The organism is Rhodococcus sp. Leaf278 (genome assembly GCF_001426085.1).
Taxonomy (GTDB): Bacteria; Actinomycetota; Actinomycetes; order Mycobacteriales; family Mycobacteriaceae; genus Rhodococcoides.
Genome location: NZ_LMRR01000003.1, coordinates 102890 through 120182, shown reverse-complemented (window position 1 = coordinate 120182; position 17293 = coordinate 102890). Strand labels below are relative to the sequence as shown.

Annotated in this window: 9 protein-coding genes and 5 pseudogenes; 7 read left to right on the top strand and 7 right to left on the bottom strand. The window is 58.7% G+C overall.

The genetic code is table 11. The features are described from left to right. The first annotated feature begins 683 nt into the window (after positions 1-683). The 3 genes from ASG84_RS04920 to ASG84_RS04910 are packed head-to-tail and all read left to right on the top strand — an operon-like array spanning position 684 to position 6191. Positions 684-2270 carry an ATP-binding protein gene (locus ASG84_RS04920; protein ID WP_235581534.1) on the top strand — a complete coding sequence of 529 codons (1587 nt, stop codon included), beginning with the start codon at positions 684-686 and terminating at the stop codon, positions 2268-2270. Next, on the top strand, positions 2263-3249 hold the full coding sequence (locus ASG84_RS04915) for a PD-(D/E)XK motif protein (RefSeq protein ID WP_057475905.1): 987 nt from the start codon (positions 2263-2265) through the stop codon (positions 3247-3249). Before ASG84_RS04920 ends, ASG84_RS04915 begins: the two co-directional genes overlap by 8 nt. Continuing rightward, on the top strand, positions 3249-6191 hold the full coding sequence (locus tag ASG84_RS04910; protein ID WP_057475904.1) for a Z1 domain-containing protein: 2943 nt from the start codon (positions 3249-3251) through the stop codon (positions 6189-6191). The genes ASG84_RS04915 and ASG84_RS04910 overlap by 1 nt, the downstream gene beginning before the upstream one ends. A gap of 640 nt (positions 6192-6831) precedes the next feature. Here ASG84_RS04910 and ASG84_RS28510 read toward each other — a convergent pair. The 3 genes and pseudogenes from ASG84_RS28510 to ASG84_RS04900 form a co-directional block, all read right to left on the bottom strand. Beyond that, positions 6832-7131 (bottom strand): toll/interleukin-1 receptor domain-containing protein, encoded by a 300-nt coding sequence (locus tag ASG84_RS28510; RefSeq protein WP_268793483.1) that lies wholly within the window; start codon positions 7129-7131, stop codon positions 6832-6834. Positions 7132-7226: 95 nt separating this feature from the next. Further along, complete coding sequence (istB, locus tag ASG84_RS04905) at positions 7227-8069, bottom strand: IS21-like element helper ATPase IstB (RefSeq protein WP_032370665.1); 843 nt, start codon at positions 8067-8069, stop codon at positions 7227-7229. Continuing rightward, positions 8069-9399: pseudogene (locus tag ASG84_RS04900) on the bottom strand (Mu transposase domain-containing protein). Before ASG84_RS04900 ends, istB (ASG84_RS04905) begins: the two are co-directional and overlap by 1 nt. Positions 9400-9873: 474 nt before the next feature. On the opposite strand from ASG84_RS04900, the pseudogene ASG84_RS28070 reads away from it, so the two are divergent. Continuing rightward, positions 9874-10788 (top strand): annotated as a pseudogene (locus tag ASG84_RS28070) (DUF3825 domain-containing protein). Between the two features lie 463 nt (positions 10789-11251). Here the strand turns inward: ASG84_RS28070 and ASG84_RS04880 are convergent. Next, positions 11252-11461, bottom strand: a pseudogene (locus ASG84_RS04880) (ATP-binding protein); the annotation flags it as partial. A 138-nt stretch (positions 11462-11599) separates the two neighbouring features. Here ASG84_RS04880 and ASG84_RS04875 point away from each other — a divergent pair. After that, a pseudogene (locus tag ASG84_RS04875) lies at positions 11600-12748 on the top strand (Mu transposase domain-containing protein); the annotation flags it as partial. Next, positions 12745-13538 (top strand): annotated as a pseudogene (istB, locus tag ASG84_RS26835) (IS21-like element helper ATPase IstB); the annotation flags it as partial. The pseudogenes ASG84_RS04875 and istB (ASG84_RS26835), both read left to right, overlap by 4 nt. An 84-nt stretch (positions 13539-13622) precedes the next feature. Here istB (ASG84_RS26835) and ASG84_RS04860 read toward each other — a convergent pair. The 3 genes from ASG84_RS04860 to ASG84_RS04850 all read right to left on the bottom strand — a co-directional run bounded on the left by ASG84_RS04860 (position 13623) and on the right by ASG84_RS04850 (position 16368). Next, positions 13623-13865 (bottom strand): helix-turn-helix domain-containing protein, encoded by a 243-nt coding sequence (locus ASG84_RS04860; protein ID WP_057475898.1) that lies wholly within the window; start codon positions 13863-13865, stop codon positions 13623-13625. Between the two features lie 274 nt (positions 13866-14139). Continuing rightward, positions 14140-15411: a DNA sulfur modification protein DndB gene (locus ASG84_RS04855; protein ID WP_082520793.1), complete on the bottom strand. Its 1272-nt coding sequence runs from the start codon at positions 15409-15411 to the stop codon at positions 14140-14142. A gap of 264 nt (positions 15412-15675) precedes the next feature. Beyond that, on the bottom strand, positions 15676-16368 hold the full coding sequence (locus ASG84_RS04850) for an SDR family oxidoreductase (protein ID WP_235581532.1): 693 nt from the start codon (positions 16366-16368) through the stop codon (positions 15676-15678). 90 nt (positions 16369-16458) lie between these two features. Here ASG84_RS04850 and ASG84_RS04845 point away from each other — a divergent pair, with 90 nt between their 5' ends. Beyond that, entirely contained in the window at positions 16459-17292 is an 834-nt protein-coding gene (locus tag ASG84_RS04845) for a LysR family transcriptional regulator (protein ID WP_057475897.1), read from the top strand. The last annotated feature ends 1 nt before the right edge of the window (position 17293 follow it).

Sequence of the window (17293 nt, the reverse complement as noted above, 5' to 3'; positions counted from 1 at the left end):
GCCTAGATCTCAGAGCACGTTGACGGCCCCGTGGCGACCGCCCAAAACTTTGTCGACCTTAGCAACCCGGACAATCGTGCGTTGGCGTTGATGCCGGCGACGAGGTCGAACCCGTGCGGCGAGATTGGAGCGGCATCCACGCCAAAGTCGCAAAGAGCCGACCTACTATGGCGGACTCAATACTGTACTACCACTGACGAAGGCGTTGCTGGAGGCCAGTAGACAACTGCCGCAATGCCTTCGCGTGTCGATCGATAGTCGGCGAGACTGGCGCGGTCTGTCACTGTCGATTTACACGCCCCAAAATCCTCGCTGACTGCTGGCACAACTCGACGCGTCGCGGCGGCACGAAGGATCGGACCCAAGGAGAACGTGTTCGCACTACATCGGCGCCCGGTTCAGCCCCTCAGGCTGCAATAAGCGACTACGCCGTCCTGTAGAACACGAGACGATCAAGGATCTAGGGCCAGAGTCTCTGTTCGAGACACTTCGTCTAACTTCCTCTCGCTAAGCAACAATCACGGTAGTGTCGCCACCATGTGCTCCGCAAACTATCGCCCTACGGTCTTTACGGCACGTTACAGCCAAAGTCTGTGCACTGGGCGAACATCTGGGAACTGGGATGTTGTCCCGGAGGGGGATCGCGCGAGCGCGGATCAATTCCAAACTAAGGCGAAGCCGCTGTGCAACGGACGTTCCAATCGCCTGCCAAGCGTTCGAATTCCGCTGAAGAGCTACGCGTTTTGAGTGCGGTTCCGCCTCTCGGCCCAGCCAGCGATGTCGACGTTGTTGACACCATCCGACTTGAGCCGGACGCTAGGCTGGTAAAGACCCTTGGCGCGCACCATACATTTGAGTCTGCGATCGCAGACCTGGTTGATAACTGCGTCGATGCCCACGCCTCCCAGATCGTCATCCGGCTGTTGTCGAGGGCGGATCGTCTTCACCGTGTCGAAGTCATCGACAACGGAGATGGCATGGATTCGTCCACTGCGGACCACGCTATGACGCTGGGACATCAACGAACCTATGGATCCAACGACCTCGGTCACTTCGGCGTCGGGCTCAAGTCGGCATCATTCGGCCACAGTGACGAACTGTCGGTCTGGTCGTCAATGGAGGGCGAGCGACCCGTCGGCCGACGCATAAAACGACTCGACTTTTCTAGAGATTTTTCCTGTGATGTGCTGTCGGACCGATCGGCCGCCGCGGCTCAGCAAAAACGAGCTCAGCTTGTGGGGGTCGTCAGAGGAACGACGGTCGTGTGGACTGCACTTCGAAGCACGTACCGCGGCGCGAACGCCGATGAAGCCCGCACGTGGATGTCGGAGCTCGAGCGCAAGCTTCGTGGCCATCTCGGCATTACATTCCATCGTCTGATCGACACCCAACGACTATCGATTAGATTGGTCGTCGGCGAAGTCGAGCAGATCGACGAATCACTTGAAATCGCCGTCAGGCCAATCGATCCTTTTGCCTACGCACAATCCGGCAGACCGGGGTACCCCAAGGCGATAGCGACCGACCATGCCGGGCAACCGATCACGCTCAACTGTCACATCTGGCCGGCAAAGACGGATACGACTTCGTTTCGCCTGTATGGAAAGCCAGGCGAGAACTTCCAAGGGTTCTTCGTATATCGGAACGACCGGCTTCTCCAGCTGGGCGGTTGGTCGGACGTTGCCAACTCAACTCCTCATCGCCAGCTTGCGCGAGTCGTCATCGAATATTCGGGCGCGATTGACTCCGTTCTGACCATGAACTCCGAAAAGTCCGGCCTTCGAGCCGAACCGGCTTTTCGAGATGCCTTGGTGAAGGCAATCGCGGAAGATGGTACGACATTCGACCAATACTTGCTTGACGCGGAGGACACCTACCGAACTGCGGCCAAGAGAACGTCGCGCAGGCATCCGGTTATCATGCCCACCCGGGGTTTTGCGCCGTTAGTCCGCAAGCGAGTAAGTTCCGAAGTGGGTTTCAAGGCGGGGGAAAAGGTCGACTTCCGATGGACGAAGCTGCCAGCCGGAGAGCTATTTCGAGTCGACTTCGCCAACACCGAGCTGCTTCTGAATAGCCGCTATCGCGATCTCTTCGCTCCACAAGGCGGCAGTCTCAATGACGCACCGGTTTTGAAGTCGTTGATGTTTCTCCTGACGCATCAAATCTTCGAAAGCACTAACTTGGGCCCGAAGGACAAGGACAACCTTGCGCTATGGGGCGCGATTCTTGGCTCGGCTGTCGAGACGGAGCGAGAGATGCGGCGTGGTTGAAAATCAGATCGACGATCGGCATTACTCCTACGAAAACGTCAATGCGATGTGGGCGCAGGGTAATCCGTTCGCCTTGCCGGTGCATGGCGAACCGCAATGCACTCTGCATTTCGACCCCAAGTCTCAAGTACTCAGGTTGCAATCGCCGTTTTCGCCACCTCAGCCAGACCTTGCGCGGCTGCGGAACATTAACTTCACTCAACATACTTCCGGTAAACTAACGACCGGGAGCTTGTCGGTAGCGGTAGATGCCAATCTGCATGGCGTCTACAGTCTCATGGCAACAATTGTGGACCAGTTGCAGATGGCGGGAGAAACATTCGCTGTCGCCGTGGAGGTGGCGCTCGACAAGCATCGTAATGTGATCTTGAACCGAGCCGGTATGTCGACGGAGAAGGAAATAGGCCTACTCGGCGAATTGCTGGTATTGGAAAAGCTAGTCGATATCTGCGGAACAAGATCCGCGATAGAGTCTTGGAAAGGACCACAAGCCGGAGAGCATGACTTCGTCTTCGACGACATTCATTTTGAGGTGAAGACCACTGCGAGCGAGCAGCGACGACATATGATGCATGGCTTTACTCAACTTGTTCCAAACGGATCGACCCCGTTGACACTTCTGTCGCTTCAGCTCACCCGGAGCACTCCAGATGCGGGTAGGAGTTTGACGAGCGTCGTTGATGATGTCCGATCCGCTGTCAGCGGATATCGAGTTCGATTAGATCAAGCGCTGACGGCGTCGGGATGGTCTGACGCGGACAGTGATCTTTACAATTCGTATTGGGATTTGCGGTCACCCGTTGCAGCGTATTCGGTTGACGAAAGCTTTCCCGCGGTCACGATTGCGCGGCTCAAATCCAGCGTCCCATCTTGGCAGACCATTAGCGATCTTTCTTACCGCGTCGATGTCACTTCGCTCAATACTCAAGCACTCCCTATGCGCTACGCTGCGATTGTTGAACCACGAAAGGCAGTCTAATGGCTGACGGCAGTTACGAATTGACTACCCCCCTCCACAGCGCTTTCACCGGCTTGGCGGTGCAGGGTCCGCGGCCGATTTTGGATTTGCTGACACTCTTCAACGGCAGTCGGGTCGAGGAGAGCGATCTTGTTACCTTCATCCAGAGCGCCGGGCCGAACGACAGCGGAATGATCCAACTTCGATTGACGCTGGCGAAATGGGATGCCGATGATAATTTGGTCGTATTGGACGAGGGTGGCAACCCGACATCCGCGCGAAGCGAGGAGCGCCGATCTGCGTTAGGTCGCGCACTGGGATTATCGGCTGATGCAGAAGCAAAAATACGCTTGGTGATCCCGATCTATGAGGATCGAATTACCGTAATCACAAGAGAGTTCGAGCCCTGGTATGACGAGGCCAGAGGAAAACGAAGCAATCTGTACTGGGAAGACTACGAAAAATATCTTGCCCATGTCAAGGGCTGGCCAGCCGCGTCGATAAATAACCTCGATCAAAGTACATCTGCCGTCGTCGAGCGTTTGTCAGACCCTACTCGCGGGGAAATAAAGCCTACGCGTGGACTAGTTGTTGGATATGTGCAGAGTGGCAAGACGGCAAACTTCACTGGCGTGATAGCGAAAGCGATCGACGCGGGCTACCGCCTCGTAATTGTTATGACCGGCACCATCGAAATCTTGCGGTCTCAGACTCAACGGCGTATCGACATGGAGCTGATGGGAGTTGAGAACGTACTTTCCGGCCAGGATCCGACCGACCCCGAGGTGGCGAAAGGTTTGGATTACCAGCAAGACGAGGATTGGCTTGCTAGCAAGTTCGTAAAACATACAGATTTGGCATTGGATCAACCAGGTGTTTCGAGAATCCGTCGAGTCACGACGCATCACAGCGACTATAAAAGTCTGCCTCAAGGCATGTCTCAACTACGCTATGAACGGCAGGATCGGCAAAAGCCGCTTCATGCTGAAGCGAATTTATTTCAGACCGACACATATGTGGTGGTGATCAAGAAAAACCCAGCACCTTTGAGAAAACTCATTAAAGACTTGAGGCCACTTCAAGATATGCTTTACGAGTTACCAGCCTTGATCATTGACGACGAATCAGACGTTGCTTCGGTCAATACGAGGGATCCCAAAAAGTCGGCTTCTCGCACGGCGATCAATAAGTTAATTACCGAACTCGTCAAAATAGTTCCTCGATCGCAATATGTGGGCTACACGGCGACGCCTTTCGCAAATGTATTCATAGATCCAGACGACGAAGAGGATCTTTTTCCTGCAGACTTCGTTCTTTCTTTGCCTCGTCCTGAAGGATACATGGGTGTTCAAGAGTTTCATGATGTTGAGATGGACTGGGAAAATACGCCCAAGAATATCTCTAACTCGAATGAGCTAGCGTATATTCGCCCGGTCGAAGGCGACGGCATCTCCGACCCCGAGACTCGCAAGAAGGAACTCGCCACTGCACTTGATGCGTGGGTGCTGAGCGGTGCAATTAAGAAGTACCGCGAAACGCACTCGAACTACCAATTCCGGCATCACACCATGCTTGTGCATGAAGAGATGGGCACCGCGGGGCATTCCGATGCGGCGACGGTGGTCAGAGCACTGTGGAATACCGGAAACTTCACCGCGGATCGGGGTTTGCGGAGGCTGCAGAAACTTTTCGAGTCGGACTTCGCTGATGTCATGGCGGCCCGCGCTGGAGACGCGCCTGTCCCGGAGAATTTCGAGACCCTCAAGCCGTATTTGGCAGAAGCGATCGAAGAGATGACGAAGGGTGGCAGCGATCCTGTTCTCATAGTAAATTCTGATAAGAGCATTCAAGATCAGCAGGAGTCGCTGGATTTCGACAAAGGCAAAGTATGGCGAGTCTTGGTCGGAGGGGCCAAGCTGAGCCGGGGATTTACGGTCGAAGGTTTGACGGTCTCATACTTTCGCCGAAAGTCCGGCCAGGCTGACACATTGATGCAGGCGGGTCGCTGGTTTGGTTTCCGGTCCGGCTATCAAGATCTGGTACGCCTGTATATTCGGCGCGATAAAGTGGCTGATCTTTACGAGGCGTTCGAGTCTCTGCTGATGGATGAGGATGCCTTCCGTTCGGAGCTGGAGAAGTACGCCGGGCTGGACGAGGACGGCAAGCCTCTAGTCGAGCCACGGCAGATACCGCCCCTCGTCAGTCAACACTTGCCGTGGCTGAAGCCAACAGCACGGAACAAGATGTTCAACGCGGTGGTGAAGGCGCGAGCTAATGTCGGTGCATTTCACCAGCTTTCGTCAGTTCCAGAGAGGAATGAATCCGCCTTGCATGCCTATAATCTGACGAACTGTGTTTTACCACTGTTGGTGAGAGCTGTTAATAACGTCCAGCTTCCCTACCGTGACGAAAACGCCAATCGCGATCGCATGCAGTCCGCAAAGCTGGGGTTAATCTCGGCGGAAGAGTTTCTGGACGTGCTTGATAAGCATGTGTGGCATCCTGACTACTACAAGGTTGTTGATCCGCTGAGAACTTTCATTGGTACATCCACGGCTGAGGGTAAAATAAAGGACTGGGCGATTGTCTGGCCGCAAGCCGCGAGCGGCGGTAGGGTGTCACAATTTGCTGAGTTGAGCTGTGTGGTACCGATCTGGAAGAGACTTCGTCGTGCTTATCCTCGTATCGACTTCACGGGCGAGAATAAGAGAAATATTCTGTCGGCTAGTCCTGTAGCTGCTGGCAAAGAAGTCCCGATTCTGGGGAAAAGTGATACGCGTGGAGTTATTGTAGTTTCTGTGGTTGCTGATGTGGCAGACGACGATGGGTCAGTTGCGGTCGATCGAGAGAACCTTGTTGGGTTGATATCACTTCGGGTTCCGGACAAGTCGATACAGAGTAAAAAGCAACTAATACAATATGGTGTTGTCGTTTCGCAGAGGGCAAACGATGTCGCGGTGTAGCCGATCTAGCGATCGCGGCACTCTTCGACTTGCTCTGGTGAGGTTCGTGCGGGGACTGATCTAGCAGTTCTAGGGCGTTTTGGACTAATGTGTCTGGTCTACCTGCGAGTAGGAGGCGCTGTGAGGAACGGAGTCCGTAAGTGAGTCGAGCTAACTATAGAGCCTAATGATATGAATCTTTCGAGCAATTTGAGGTGCAGCATTCACGTAGAAAATATTGTTAACCGCGGTTGTGGCCGTGCTTCACGTTGCGAGGTGTATAATGCACGATATATTGTCTTTGTTGGCGAATGCGGCAACGGCCGGCGGGATAATTTTTGCTTGCGTTGCGCTGTGGACACAGCGGGGCCAACGCCGTTTCGAGCTCTCACAACAGTATGTAGCCCGGTTCTGGTCACTTGACGATGACCTCCGTGTTGCACGCTCCCGGGGCGAATCCGTTTGCATTCACGAGGAGCGGTATCTCCGTCTGTGTGAAGACGAGTTCGAGATTGCACGCATGCGAGGAATTAGCAAGAAGACTTGGTCGGTCTGGCACACTGCGATTCGGCAGCAGATTTCAGGGCGAGTAATTGGTGGAGGAGACGGTGAGTTTCTACTTCTGAAAATGTGTAATTCTTATGGGGATGAGGCTCATTCGTCAAAAGTCTGCCCTGCTATTCGACGAAGAAAAGGCGGGGTTATTCAAGGTCAATGACCTTTCTCGGGCGTCCGAACGAGCAACAAATGGCAGGTCACCGATACGAAGTTCCGTCTTGTCTAACCACACAGTCACTCCTCGACCCGTCAGTGCATCACGTAACGGCACCGCGATTGAAGCCTTGTCCTCAGAGGCATGCGATAAGAAGACGTCCCAAGTCTGGCCCCCGAGGGTGCTGCCCTGCGGCTTAACGGGATCGCGGACTTCGACGTCACGGACCGGACTGTCTTGCTGCCGCAGCGTCGGCAGATTCCCGCGTGGCGGCGGCTCTACTGACGAGGCTCAGTGAAATTCCCCAACCGCGCTCACCGAAATTCCCCACTCGTGAGCGGTCTTCACTGTAGTGGTTGGCGGGTTCCGGTGGTGGCTTTGCGGAGCTTCTCCGATCGGGCGTTGTGGTCTCGCAGCCGGTAGGAATCGCCGTCGAGGTTGAGCACGACGGAGCGATGCAGGAGCCGGTCGAGCATGGCCGCGGCGACGGTGTTGTCACCGAGCACTTCACCCCACGATCCGACACCACGGTTCGTGGTCATCACGATCGATGTCTTCATATACCGTTGCGAGACAACCTGAAACAGCGCAGACGCAGCCTCACCGGGCAGCGGTAGGTAGCCGAGCTCGTCGATCACCAGCAGCGTCGGGCCGGCATAGAAACGCATCGTCGTCGCCCACCGCCCCTCCAGCGCAGCTCGATGGCAGCGAGCAGCGAGATCAGCGGCGGTAGTGAAATACGTCCGATACCCGGCATGCGCGGCAGCCCTCGCGAGCCCGACCGACAGATGCGTCTTGCCCACACCGGGCGGGCCGATGAGCAGCACATTCGTCGCGGTCTCCAAGTATCGGCAGGTCGCGAGCTCGTCGATGAGCTTGCGGTCGACACCGGCTGCGGCGTCGTAGTCGAAGTCCTCGAGCGACGCCGGCGTCGGCAGGCATGCGAACCGCAGCCTGCCGGTCAACCGGCGTGCCTCGGTGGCCTCGACTTCGATCGACAGCAACCGATCCAACGCCGCGGTCATCGACAGCTCCTCGGCCGCTGCTTGGTCGAGGACCGAGGGCAACGCTTCGGCGGCGTCGTGGAGTTTGAGGACCGCGAGATGCCCACGCAGACGCTGATAAAGACTCGCTGCTTCGGCCGTGTTCGGTGCCGGCATCCGGTCGCCTGTCTTCTTGTCGGCCATCAGAGGGTGTTCCTTCCGCGGGAGGCCCGTTCGTAGACCGACAGGTCGTAGACGACCGCGCCGGTATCAGCGGATTCGTTTGCATGACTGCCGCTTTCGCGTTGACCATCTCTGGAGGACAGTGCCGATTCGGCCGACGCTCGAAGTTTCTCGGCGGCAGCGAGAGCGTCGGGTCCGGGTGGGATCCGTTCTTTACGGCGGTGCGGACGGCCGGTGTTCGCGCCCGCCATCGCTACTTGCTCGAGCGCGTAGATGTGTCCGTGGTCGCGGACCATCGCCCCGGTCCCATCCGCAGCCAACCGGTGCCGGGCGACGGTGATCCCGGAGGAGGTGACGATATCGATGACATCGGCGCCCAGAACGTGCGTCACTGTCACTGCGGCACTGGCGAGTTCGGGTGGAACCGAATACCGGTTACCGCGATAGGACACCAACGCTTGGCGCGAGGCGACCCGGTCGGTGCTCAAGATCGCCGGATACGCAGCCGCCGGCATCGGATGCAACCCCTCGGTGGTGGCGATCGTCGCCACCGACGCCTTCCCGTCTTTCGTCGGACAGAGTCGGGTGTCGCCGCGCAGACTGCAGAACCGGTCGAGGCTTGCTTGGGCTTGTTCGACGGTCAGATCATCGGCGAGGGTCCGCCACCACCGCTGCGCTGCAGTGTGATTGGACTTCTCCACCGCGCCTTTGCGGTTGCCACGGCGGGGCGGGCAGATCGCGACGGAGACACCGTAATATTTCGCGACGCCGGCGAAGCTGGCCGTGATGCGGCCGGAGTCGGGGTGGCAGACTGTCGCCATCCGATCGAACCGCCACACGCGGCTGACTCCGCCGAGGCCTCGGCAGATGCGGTCGAGGCCGTCGACGACATGCGGTTGGGTCAAGTTGGGGGCGAGGACCCCGCGCCATTTGCCCGAGCACGCCAAGTTCCGACGAACAGATGTGCCATCGAGCCCCATCCCCAGGAGTCGGGTGGGTTCGGTAGATCGACCCAATCCCATTGGGTCTCTTCACCGGGCGGGTGATCGATGACTGCGTTCGGTCTTTCGATCGCGGTCAGGCACGCTTGGCAGATCGGACGGAGTTTCAACTCGCGGATCTTGCGGTGCAGCGTTTGATACGACATCGAATATCCGAGGTCTTCGAGCTCGTCGCACAGGGTGCGGACCCACAGGTGCGGGTCCTCGGACAGGCGCGCGATGACGTAGGCCAGGAACACCTCGAAGGGGTCCGGGATGGAGCGTTTACGCACTCCGGGTGTGGTGGTTCCGTTGAGGTAGGACCTGATGGTCTTGCGGTCGCGGCCGGTGTGCCGTGCGATGTCGGCGATCTTTCAGCCTCGTTGATGCAGGGCGTGTATTTCCACGTCTTCCTCCCGTGTAAGCATGAGGAGCGGGTCTCCTTCGGGTAGCTGGTGAGTGGTCAGAGACCATCAGCATCCGGGGAGACCCGCCCTCGTTGGCGGTGCCACACGGGTGGGGAATTTCAGTGAGCGTCAGTGGGGAATTTCGATGAGCGCCGTCATTGCTTGCTGACACCATCCATGGCTGACCTTGCGAAGGTCCGGACTAGTGTCTGATCTTCGTGAGGCTGCTTCGCCGCGCGTAGAGGCCGCGCGTCGGGCCGAGCGCGGTGTTGCCTGTCTCGCTGCGCCCTGGTTAGCGTTTGGTTTACGGCCTGGGCGAGTTAACCCGAATTTCGGGGTACGTTTCACTGTGCCACCTCAAGTGGCTTGCTAGGACGAATTAACAAGCTGAAATCGATTCCTGCGCTAGGGGTGCCGGAGTACAGATAGGATCGTGGTATGGACAGCATTCCGACGCCCACGCAGGTCGCGCAGAGGAGGACGGTCGGCATTGGGCCTGTTAGCGAAGGCCATGCGGATTCTCTGCGGTCATTCGCCTTCTTCCCGTATAGGGGTCCGGCTCAGATCGACCGCTCCGAGTTGGGCCCCCGGGCCTGGGCGGATGTATTGACTTCTTTAGCGGAGCTAGCGGAGACCGAGAACTGGACCGGGGCCGCAAATGCGGAGCGGTCGCTACCTATCCTCGATAGCTTTCTCCGGTACACGCACAAGCGTCTCGTAATGGAGGATAAAATTGTCGTGACGCCTGACGGTGAGTTCGCGGCAACAAACACGGGATTGCTGACTCCGCATGCCGAAGAAATCTTCGGGCTTTTCCAGCGCAATCGACACGATGGTGCTCAAGGTTGGTACTTCTTGCGATGGGTGGCCGAGTCGGACAGAGACCTGCTCAAGAATTTCCCTGAGCCACCGCAGATGGCAGAGTACGTGACCTGAGCCTCCGAGTTAGTGTACGACTGGCGACGTGAACTAAAACTCGCGTATGACCACATCATTGGCGATAATATCGAGCGATTTCCGGCGGAGATGGCTACTCAGACGCTGCGGGCTAGGCAGGCGCTAGACGCCGCAGTTAATCTCACCCTGCGTCGCGTGCGCCGAAACCACAAGTTAGTAATCCCGCAGTGGTATCCAAAGCTCGGAGATTCTGGCGCGCAGTTTCTGATGCCACTTGACCTGACCGGCGACGGGGCCGCGGATTTGGCCTTAGTCGTTTCGGCCGTTGGAGACCGGGCATATCGCGGACACACTGTGCTCACACTCGACATGGCCTATACCAATGCCAGGCTTGTTGCTCGTCCCGATAGCGAATGGTTGAAACCCGAGGCTGCTCCGCAACCTGCGGCGATATAGTCGGGTGCTTTCGTACCATCGCGTTTCAGCGGTGTGGTTGAGGAAGCTTCCGGTCATCGCCGAAAGCTTTTTCGACTGGTTCGCTTGTTGCAGGTAAGTAGAAATTACAGATATTCCTGGCAGGGTGTTGACCGCTACTTGGCCTAGGTCGCGGCTGCCCACGGCGGGTCACAGGACGAGGACGTGTAAAAGACCTATTGCTCGAAACGCGGTATTGTCGTCGACCTCCGCCTGGCTTGACTACAAAGTGGCTGATGAACCTGCGCCGATCGCGGAATCTACCGGCCACCGTATTTCGAGGTTATGCGAGTTTCCAACCACTGCGGGGCGATGGTGGGTGGCAGTGCCATCACGAGTATCGGCACAACTGTGCCCGTAGTGTGCTCCATGCGCACCAGGCTGACGTTGCGCAGGAGTTCGTATCCGATGCCACTGGACGACCAGAGCATCTCGGCGAGAAGTTTCACTGTAGTGGTTGGCGGGTTCCGGTGGTGGCTTTGCGGAGCTTCTCTGATCTGGCGTTGTGGTCCCGTAGTCGGTAGGAATCGCCGTCGAGGTTGAGCACGACAGAGCGATGCAGGAGCCGGTCGCGTATGGCTGCGGCGACCGTGTTGTCACCGAGCACTTCACACCACGATTTGACACCGCGGTTTGTGGTCATCACGACCGATGTTGTCCGTGGCCATGGAGAAAGTACCCACTGGTGGCCAGGTCGAGGTCCCCACTGGTGGCCAACTGAAAGTCTCCACCCCGTGTTCGTCGTGTCGATCAGGAACTTCTGGCCCGAGCGGTGACGGTGAAGGTGCCAACCACGCCGGGTGACTGCCTGATCATCGACTGGGCCACTGTCGGCGGACTGCACCTGTTCTGCGCCGTCATGGCGTATTCGCGGTGGCGTTTTGCTGCATTCGCCACGGACGAGAAAGCAACCACCACAATGGCATTGATCGCCGAAGCACTTGCCGCTGTCGGTGGTGTCCCGCGCAAGGTCCTCGCCGACCGCATGGCATGCCTCAAAGGCGGGGTCGTCGCGAACGTCGTCATCCCCGCCCCGGACTACGTCCGGTTCGCTGCTCATTACGGGTTCGCACCGGACTTCTGCCACGCGAACGACCCACAATCGAAAGGCGTCGTGGAGAACCTCGTCGGATACGCCCAACGCGATCTCGCTGTCCCGTTGCTCACCGAATCAGCCATCGCCGGCACCACCGTCGATGTCCACGCAGCCAACGCCGCCGCCAGGGTGTGGTGCACGGAAGTCAACGCCAGGGTGTATTCGGAGATATGCGCGATCCCGAACGACAAACTCGACGAAGAGCGAGAGTTGTTGTCGCCGTTGCCATCGCTCCGACTGGAGATCGGTCTACCGCCGGTGACCTGCAAAGTCGACCGCTTGTCCTGCGTGCGGTTCGCGTCCGCGCGCTACTCCGTGCCGGTCCGGTTGATCGGCGCGACCGTCACCCTCGTCCAGACCGAGGGACGGTTGGTGGTTGTCGAGCCGGCCACCGGTGAGGTGGTCGCCGAACACGACCTGGGCCAGCCGGGGACCGCGTCGGTCCTCGACGAGCTTTACGGCGGTGCCCGCCCCGCACCCCATCGCGGTCCTAGGCCGAGAACAACTGTCGAGCAACAGTTCTGCGCACTCGGACCCGAAGCAGAAGCATTCCTCGTCGGTGCTGCCGCGATCGGCAACACCAGGCTCGGATCCGAGCTCGAGATCCTGCTGGCACTCGGTGCGGCACATGGCACCGAACTGTTGGTGGCGGCGTTGACTCGGGCGGTGGCGTTCCGTCGATTCCGGGCCGCGGACGTCCGATCGATTCTCGCTGCCGGGGCCGGAGCGCCGCAGCCCAGGCCGGCCAGGGACGCGTTGATTCGGGACCTGCCGACCGCACCGACACGCTCCCTCGATGCCTACGTCATCCGGACCCCTGCCGCCGATACGCAGGTGCCGTCATGACCGACACCACCACTGCACACTCTCCGAAGACTGCTACGCCCCAGCATGTTCCCGAGCTCGCTGCTGATCTCGACGCTGGATTGCGGCGCCTGAAACTGGCTGCGATCCGCCGGACCGCACCGGAGGTGTTGATCACTGCGAAGACGCAACGCTGGACCCCGGAAGAAGTGCTGCGGACTCTCATCGAGTCCGAACTCGCCGCACGTGATGCCTCCAACATCGTCAACCGGCTCAAAGCTGCCGCGTTCCCGGTGACGAAAACGTTGGAGTCCTTCGACGTCGCCGCATCGTCGATCCAGCCGAACGTGTTCGACTACCTCTCCAGCCTGGAATGGGTTCGGGCACAGTCGAACCTGGCGATGATCGACCTGCCGGGACAGGCAAGTCGCATACCTTGATCGGACTCGGTGTCGCCGCAGTCCACGCTGGACACAAGGTCCGCTACTTCACTGCCGCCGATCTCGTCGAAACCCTGTATCGCGGATTGGCCGACAATACCGTCGGCAAGATCATCGAATCACTGCTGCGGGTCGACCTGATCATCATCGACGAAATGGGCTTCGCCCCACTCGACGACACCGGCACCCAGTTGCTGTTCCGTCTCGTCGCCGGTGCCTAGGAACGCTGCTCGTTGTCGATCGGATCGCACTGGCCGTTCGAGCAAGGGGGGCGGTTCCTGCCCGAGCACACCATCGCCGCCTCGATCCCTGACCGATTGCTTCACCACGCCATCATCGTCGTCACCGACGGCGAGTCCTACCGCATGAAAGACGCACAACACCGAAAGGACCGCCGGGAACATCAATACGGGGTGGGGACTTTCACCTGGGCACTAGGCGGGATTTCAACTTGGCCGTTGACATACGGTTCGGGCTCACATGCGGTCGTCTCGACGAGTCGACGAGTCGATGAGTCCGTCGAGACCGGAGTTTTCGTATCGTTTGCGCCACGCTGTGACGGTCTGTCTGGACACGCCGAATCGTTCGGCGACGTCGCTGACCGGTGAGCCGTCGTCGACCTCGGTAATTGCTTCGAAGCGGACCTGGACAGTGAGTCGTTTGGCAATGTTGGCATCGGATTCGAGAGGCTGAGGGGAAGCACGCCCAACGATCAGCAAAGCTGGTGAAGCGTCAGATATGTGCCGATGACGTTCCGTCAAAGATGTGTTGAACCTTCACACGTCAGCCGGTGGGCGGTGGTGCTGTTGAATACGCCGTTCACTGAGAATTTCCCATCTCAGTGTGCCTACCAATACCTCCATTGCGGTTGCCCTTTCGCCGCGTTCGGCTCCCATGATCCGTATGTGGGTAGTCGAAATTCCAGGCTCAAGAGCGATTGTCCAACTCGGGAAAGGGTGCCCCAGTTTTGGCGGCACCCTTTCGCGGCAGGATTTACAGAGAGGCCGGTGGCTTCTTGTACCAAGCAGTAATAACGCCCACCAGGTGAACAATGTTCTGTGTCCTCATGATCGGTGCGCTAGCGTTTGGCTCGAAGTCACTGTTCGCATCGGTAGTACGCCAGATGCTCGTCTCCTCAACCGGAGCGGGCATGTGGCGGTCGAGCCGCTTGAAGAACTCGGTGATGTCGTCCAGTTCTACCGGGTTATCACCCTCGCGTAGCTCACGGAACACGCCAGCCAGTACCCTCAGCATGCCCACGGATCCGAGCAGTGAGCCGCGCCGCAACTTCTGGGACATCGAGAGTTCGTCGGCCTTGAGGTCGGCCTCTGGATCGTCCTCAGTTACCGCGGCTAGTCCAACAAAGGCGGTGGATATTACGTCGAGAAAGTCCTTGACTTGCTCGATCACCTCGCCGTCAGTAAGGCTCTGCTCTGCCTTCTTGCTTATTCGACCGCCAGCACCGGCGATTACCGCCCGGGTGATGTCTGCGACGTGTTTTGCCCCCATCAAGTTGCGATTCTTGAGCGTCATCCGGTCCTGCTCTGCGTCCACTCGACCCTTAAGGAGCGGGTGGTCTATCACATCAGACAAGGTGCGGTTGGCGACCTTATAACTATCGAATCGGGCGCGAACGGCGCTGCTAATGCCTTTAGCGTTGTCAGCGACGTCAACGAACATCTGCTGACCCTTGATCGGATCGGCCTCAACGTAGATGTCTAGACCCACATACTCGTTCTTGAGTCGCTCCATTTGGTCGACCAGGGACTTACGTTCCTCGGCCAGCTTCGCGGCCTTCTCTGGGCTAACTTTTCGCGCCATCTCGCGATCATTGGTGGCGACGGCGTCTGTGATCCGTTGTTTCTCGATCGATACACCTAAGACTCGGTGCTGTCCATCGATGGTTTTGAGTGTTGAAATCCCACCAATCGCCCACGGGACGGAGAGATAGCCAACTGCTCCGTATTCATCGACCTTTTCGAAAACGCAGCCTCCAGTGTCGCGGGCAAGCAGAGCCGGAGCAACCCAGTCCTTCTTGGCATCGAGATACTGCCCGAATTGCTTGGCGTGTAGTCGGTCAACCTTACGGTTGTCCTTGTCAACGTTAGTCGGGTCCGGCACTGGGAGAATCGTAGGCAAATCCAGCAGCGGTACACGCACGCTGTACACGTCGCGTCCGCCTTGCTGCGTGCGGATGGCGAGGTATGTGCTTGAGTCCTGCGGCTTGGACAAGCGCAGCGGGTCGACCGATATAGACGTGGTCACTAGTCCTCCTGGGTGATTAGCATGTTGTCTGACGCTGATAGGAGCAAACCGTAGCTGCAAGAACCCTACTGTGTCAATAAGAACTTATTTTTGATGGCAATATTTTCAAGTGGACCGAGCATCGGAAGCGAACGGCGGTAACGATGCGTGTTTGGCATCGGCCTTCACCCCGGAGGATCGCAGACGAGCGAGAGGGGAGTAGGAGAGGGCGGTCTACTCCGTTTCCCCTCGACACCGGCGGTGGTCAGCTCGGCACCGAGAGTCTCACCAGGCCACCGATCCGGCGTCGTCGAAGAATCCGCCCCGCGGGCCGTCGTCGGGCAGGGTGGCGAGCTTCAGTGCGATCTGCGCACCCTCCTCCGGTGTGCGTGTGGATGCGAATGCGGTGAAATCCGTTGCCACGTAACCCGGGCAGCATGCGTTCACGATTACCGCAGTGTCCGCGAGCTGTCGTGCGTACTGCACGGTCATCGCATTCACCATGGTCTTGGATGGAGCGTATGCCGCCATTATCGGGCCGGTCTGTAGCGCGAGCGAGCCCATGTTGCTCGAGACATTGACAATGCGTGGCGAGGCAGACCGGAGAAGGGTCGGAAGCAATGCGTTCGTCACTCTGATGACCCCGAATACGTTGGTATCCAATGTAGTCCGCAATACGTCGATATCCAGCGTCGTCGGATTCTGTTGGTCGCCGCCGGAGATGCCCGCGTTGTTCACCAGTATGTCCAGGTCGTGGATCGAGCAGGCGGCGGCGGCAACGCTGTCGTCGGAGGTGACATCAAGCGGGACTCCGAACGCATCGATGCCCGCAGCACGAAGCTTGTCGACCGCCTCCTGACGTCGTGCATCGTTGCGCGCCCCGATTCCTACTCTGATTCCCTGCAGTCCGAGTCCGTGTGCGATAGCAAAGCCGATCCCTTTGTTGGCACCGGTGATCAGCGCGGTCTTCGTCGTCATGCGGTCCATGGTCGGCGTCGAGCGCAGGTGCGTCCAATACCGATCGACCAACCAGTGATACTCGACGGGTATCACAGCTACGCTGACGTAGTGGACGATCTCGAAACACGCGAACTCCGGTACTTCATCGCCGTTGCCGAGGAGCTGCACTTCGGGCGCGCAGCGCAACGCTTGGGGATCGCCCAGCCACCACTCTCGCGAGCGATCAGCAGGATGGAGCGCCGACTCGGCGTCGCCCTCCTGGATCGGAATCGTCGCGGAGTCGCCCTCACTGCTGCCGGTGCGGTGCTTCTGAGGGACGCTGCGACGGCGCTCGACGCCGTCGCAGCGGCAGCGCAGCGAGCACGAGCCGCCGGTGCCAGAGTCAAGCTGGTAACCAAAGCCGGTGCGTCCCATGAGCTCCTACGCCGCGTTCTCGAAGCGTACCCCGCTGACCTGGATGTCATGTTGTGTGAAGTCGGTGAGCAGGCCGCATATCTTCGCCGCGGTGATGCCGACGTGGCGTTGATGCATCGCCCCGTCGATGACCTCGTCGGGTTCGACTCCGAGGACCTTTTCGCCGAGGGGCAGGTCGCGATCGTTCCGCGCGATCACCCCTTGGCCTCGAAAGACGAACTGATCATGGACGATATCCGTGACGTCCCGGATCTGCCGATGGCCCGGTGGCCGCAGCTCGACGGCACCTATCCGAAGGGGCCGGGACCTGAGGTGCGGGCTCAATCGCAGATTGCCCAACTGGTCGCGCTGGGTCAGGCGCTGCTGGTGATCCCGGCGTCGAGTCGCGCGTGGCAGTGGCCCGAGCATGTGGCCGTGCCTGTTGTTGATGCGCCGATGATCACGACGGTCATCGCATGGCCGGCCGGAGTCCGATCGCCGGCAGTATCGGCATTGGTTCGGACGGCCGTAGGTGCGGCGTTCGAGTGAT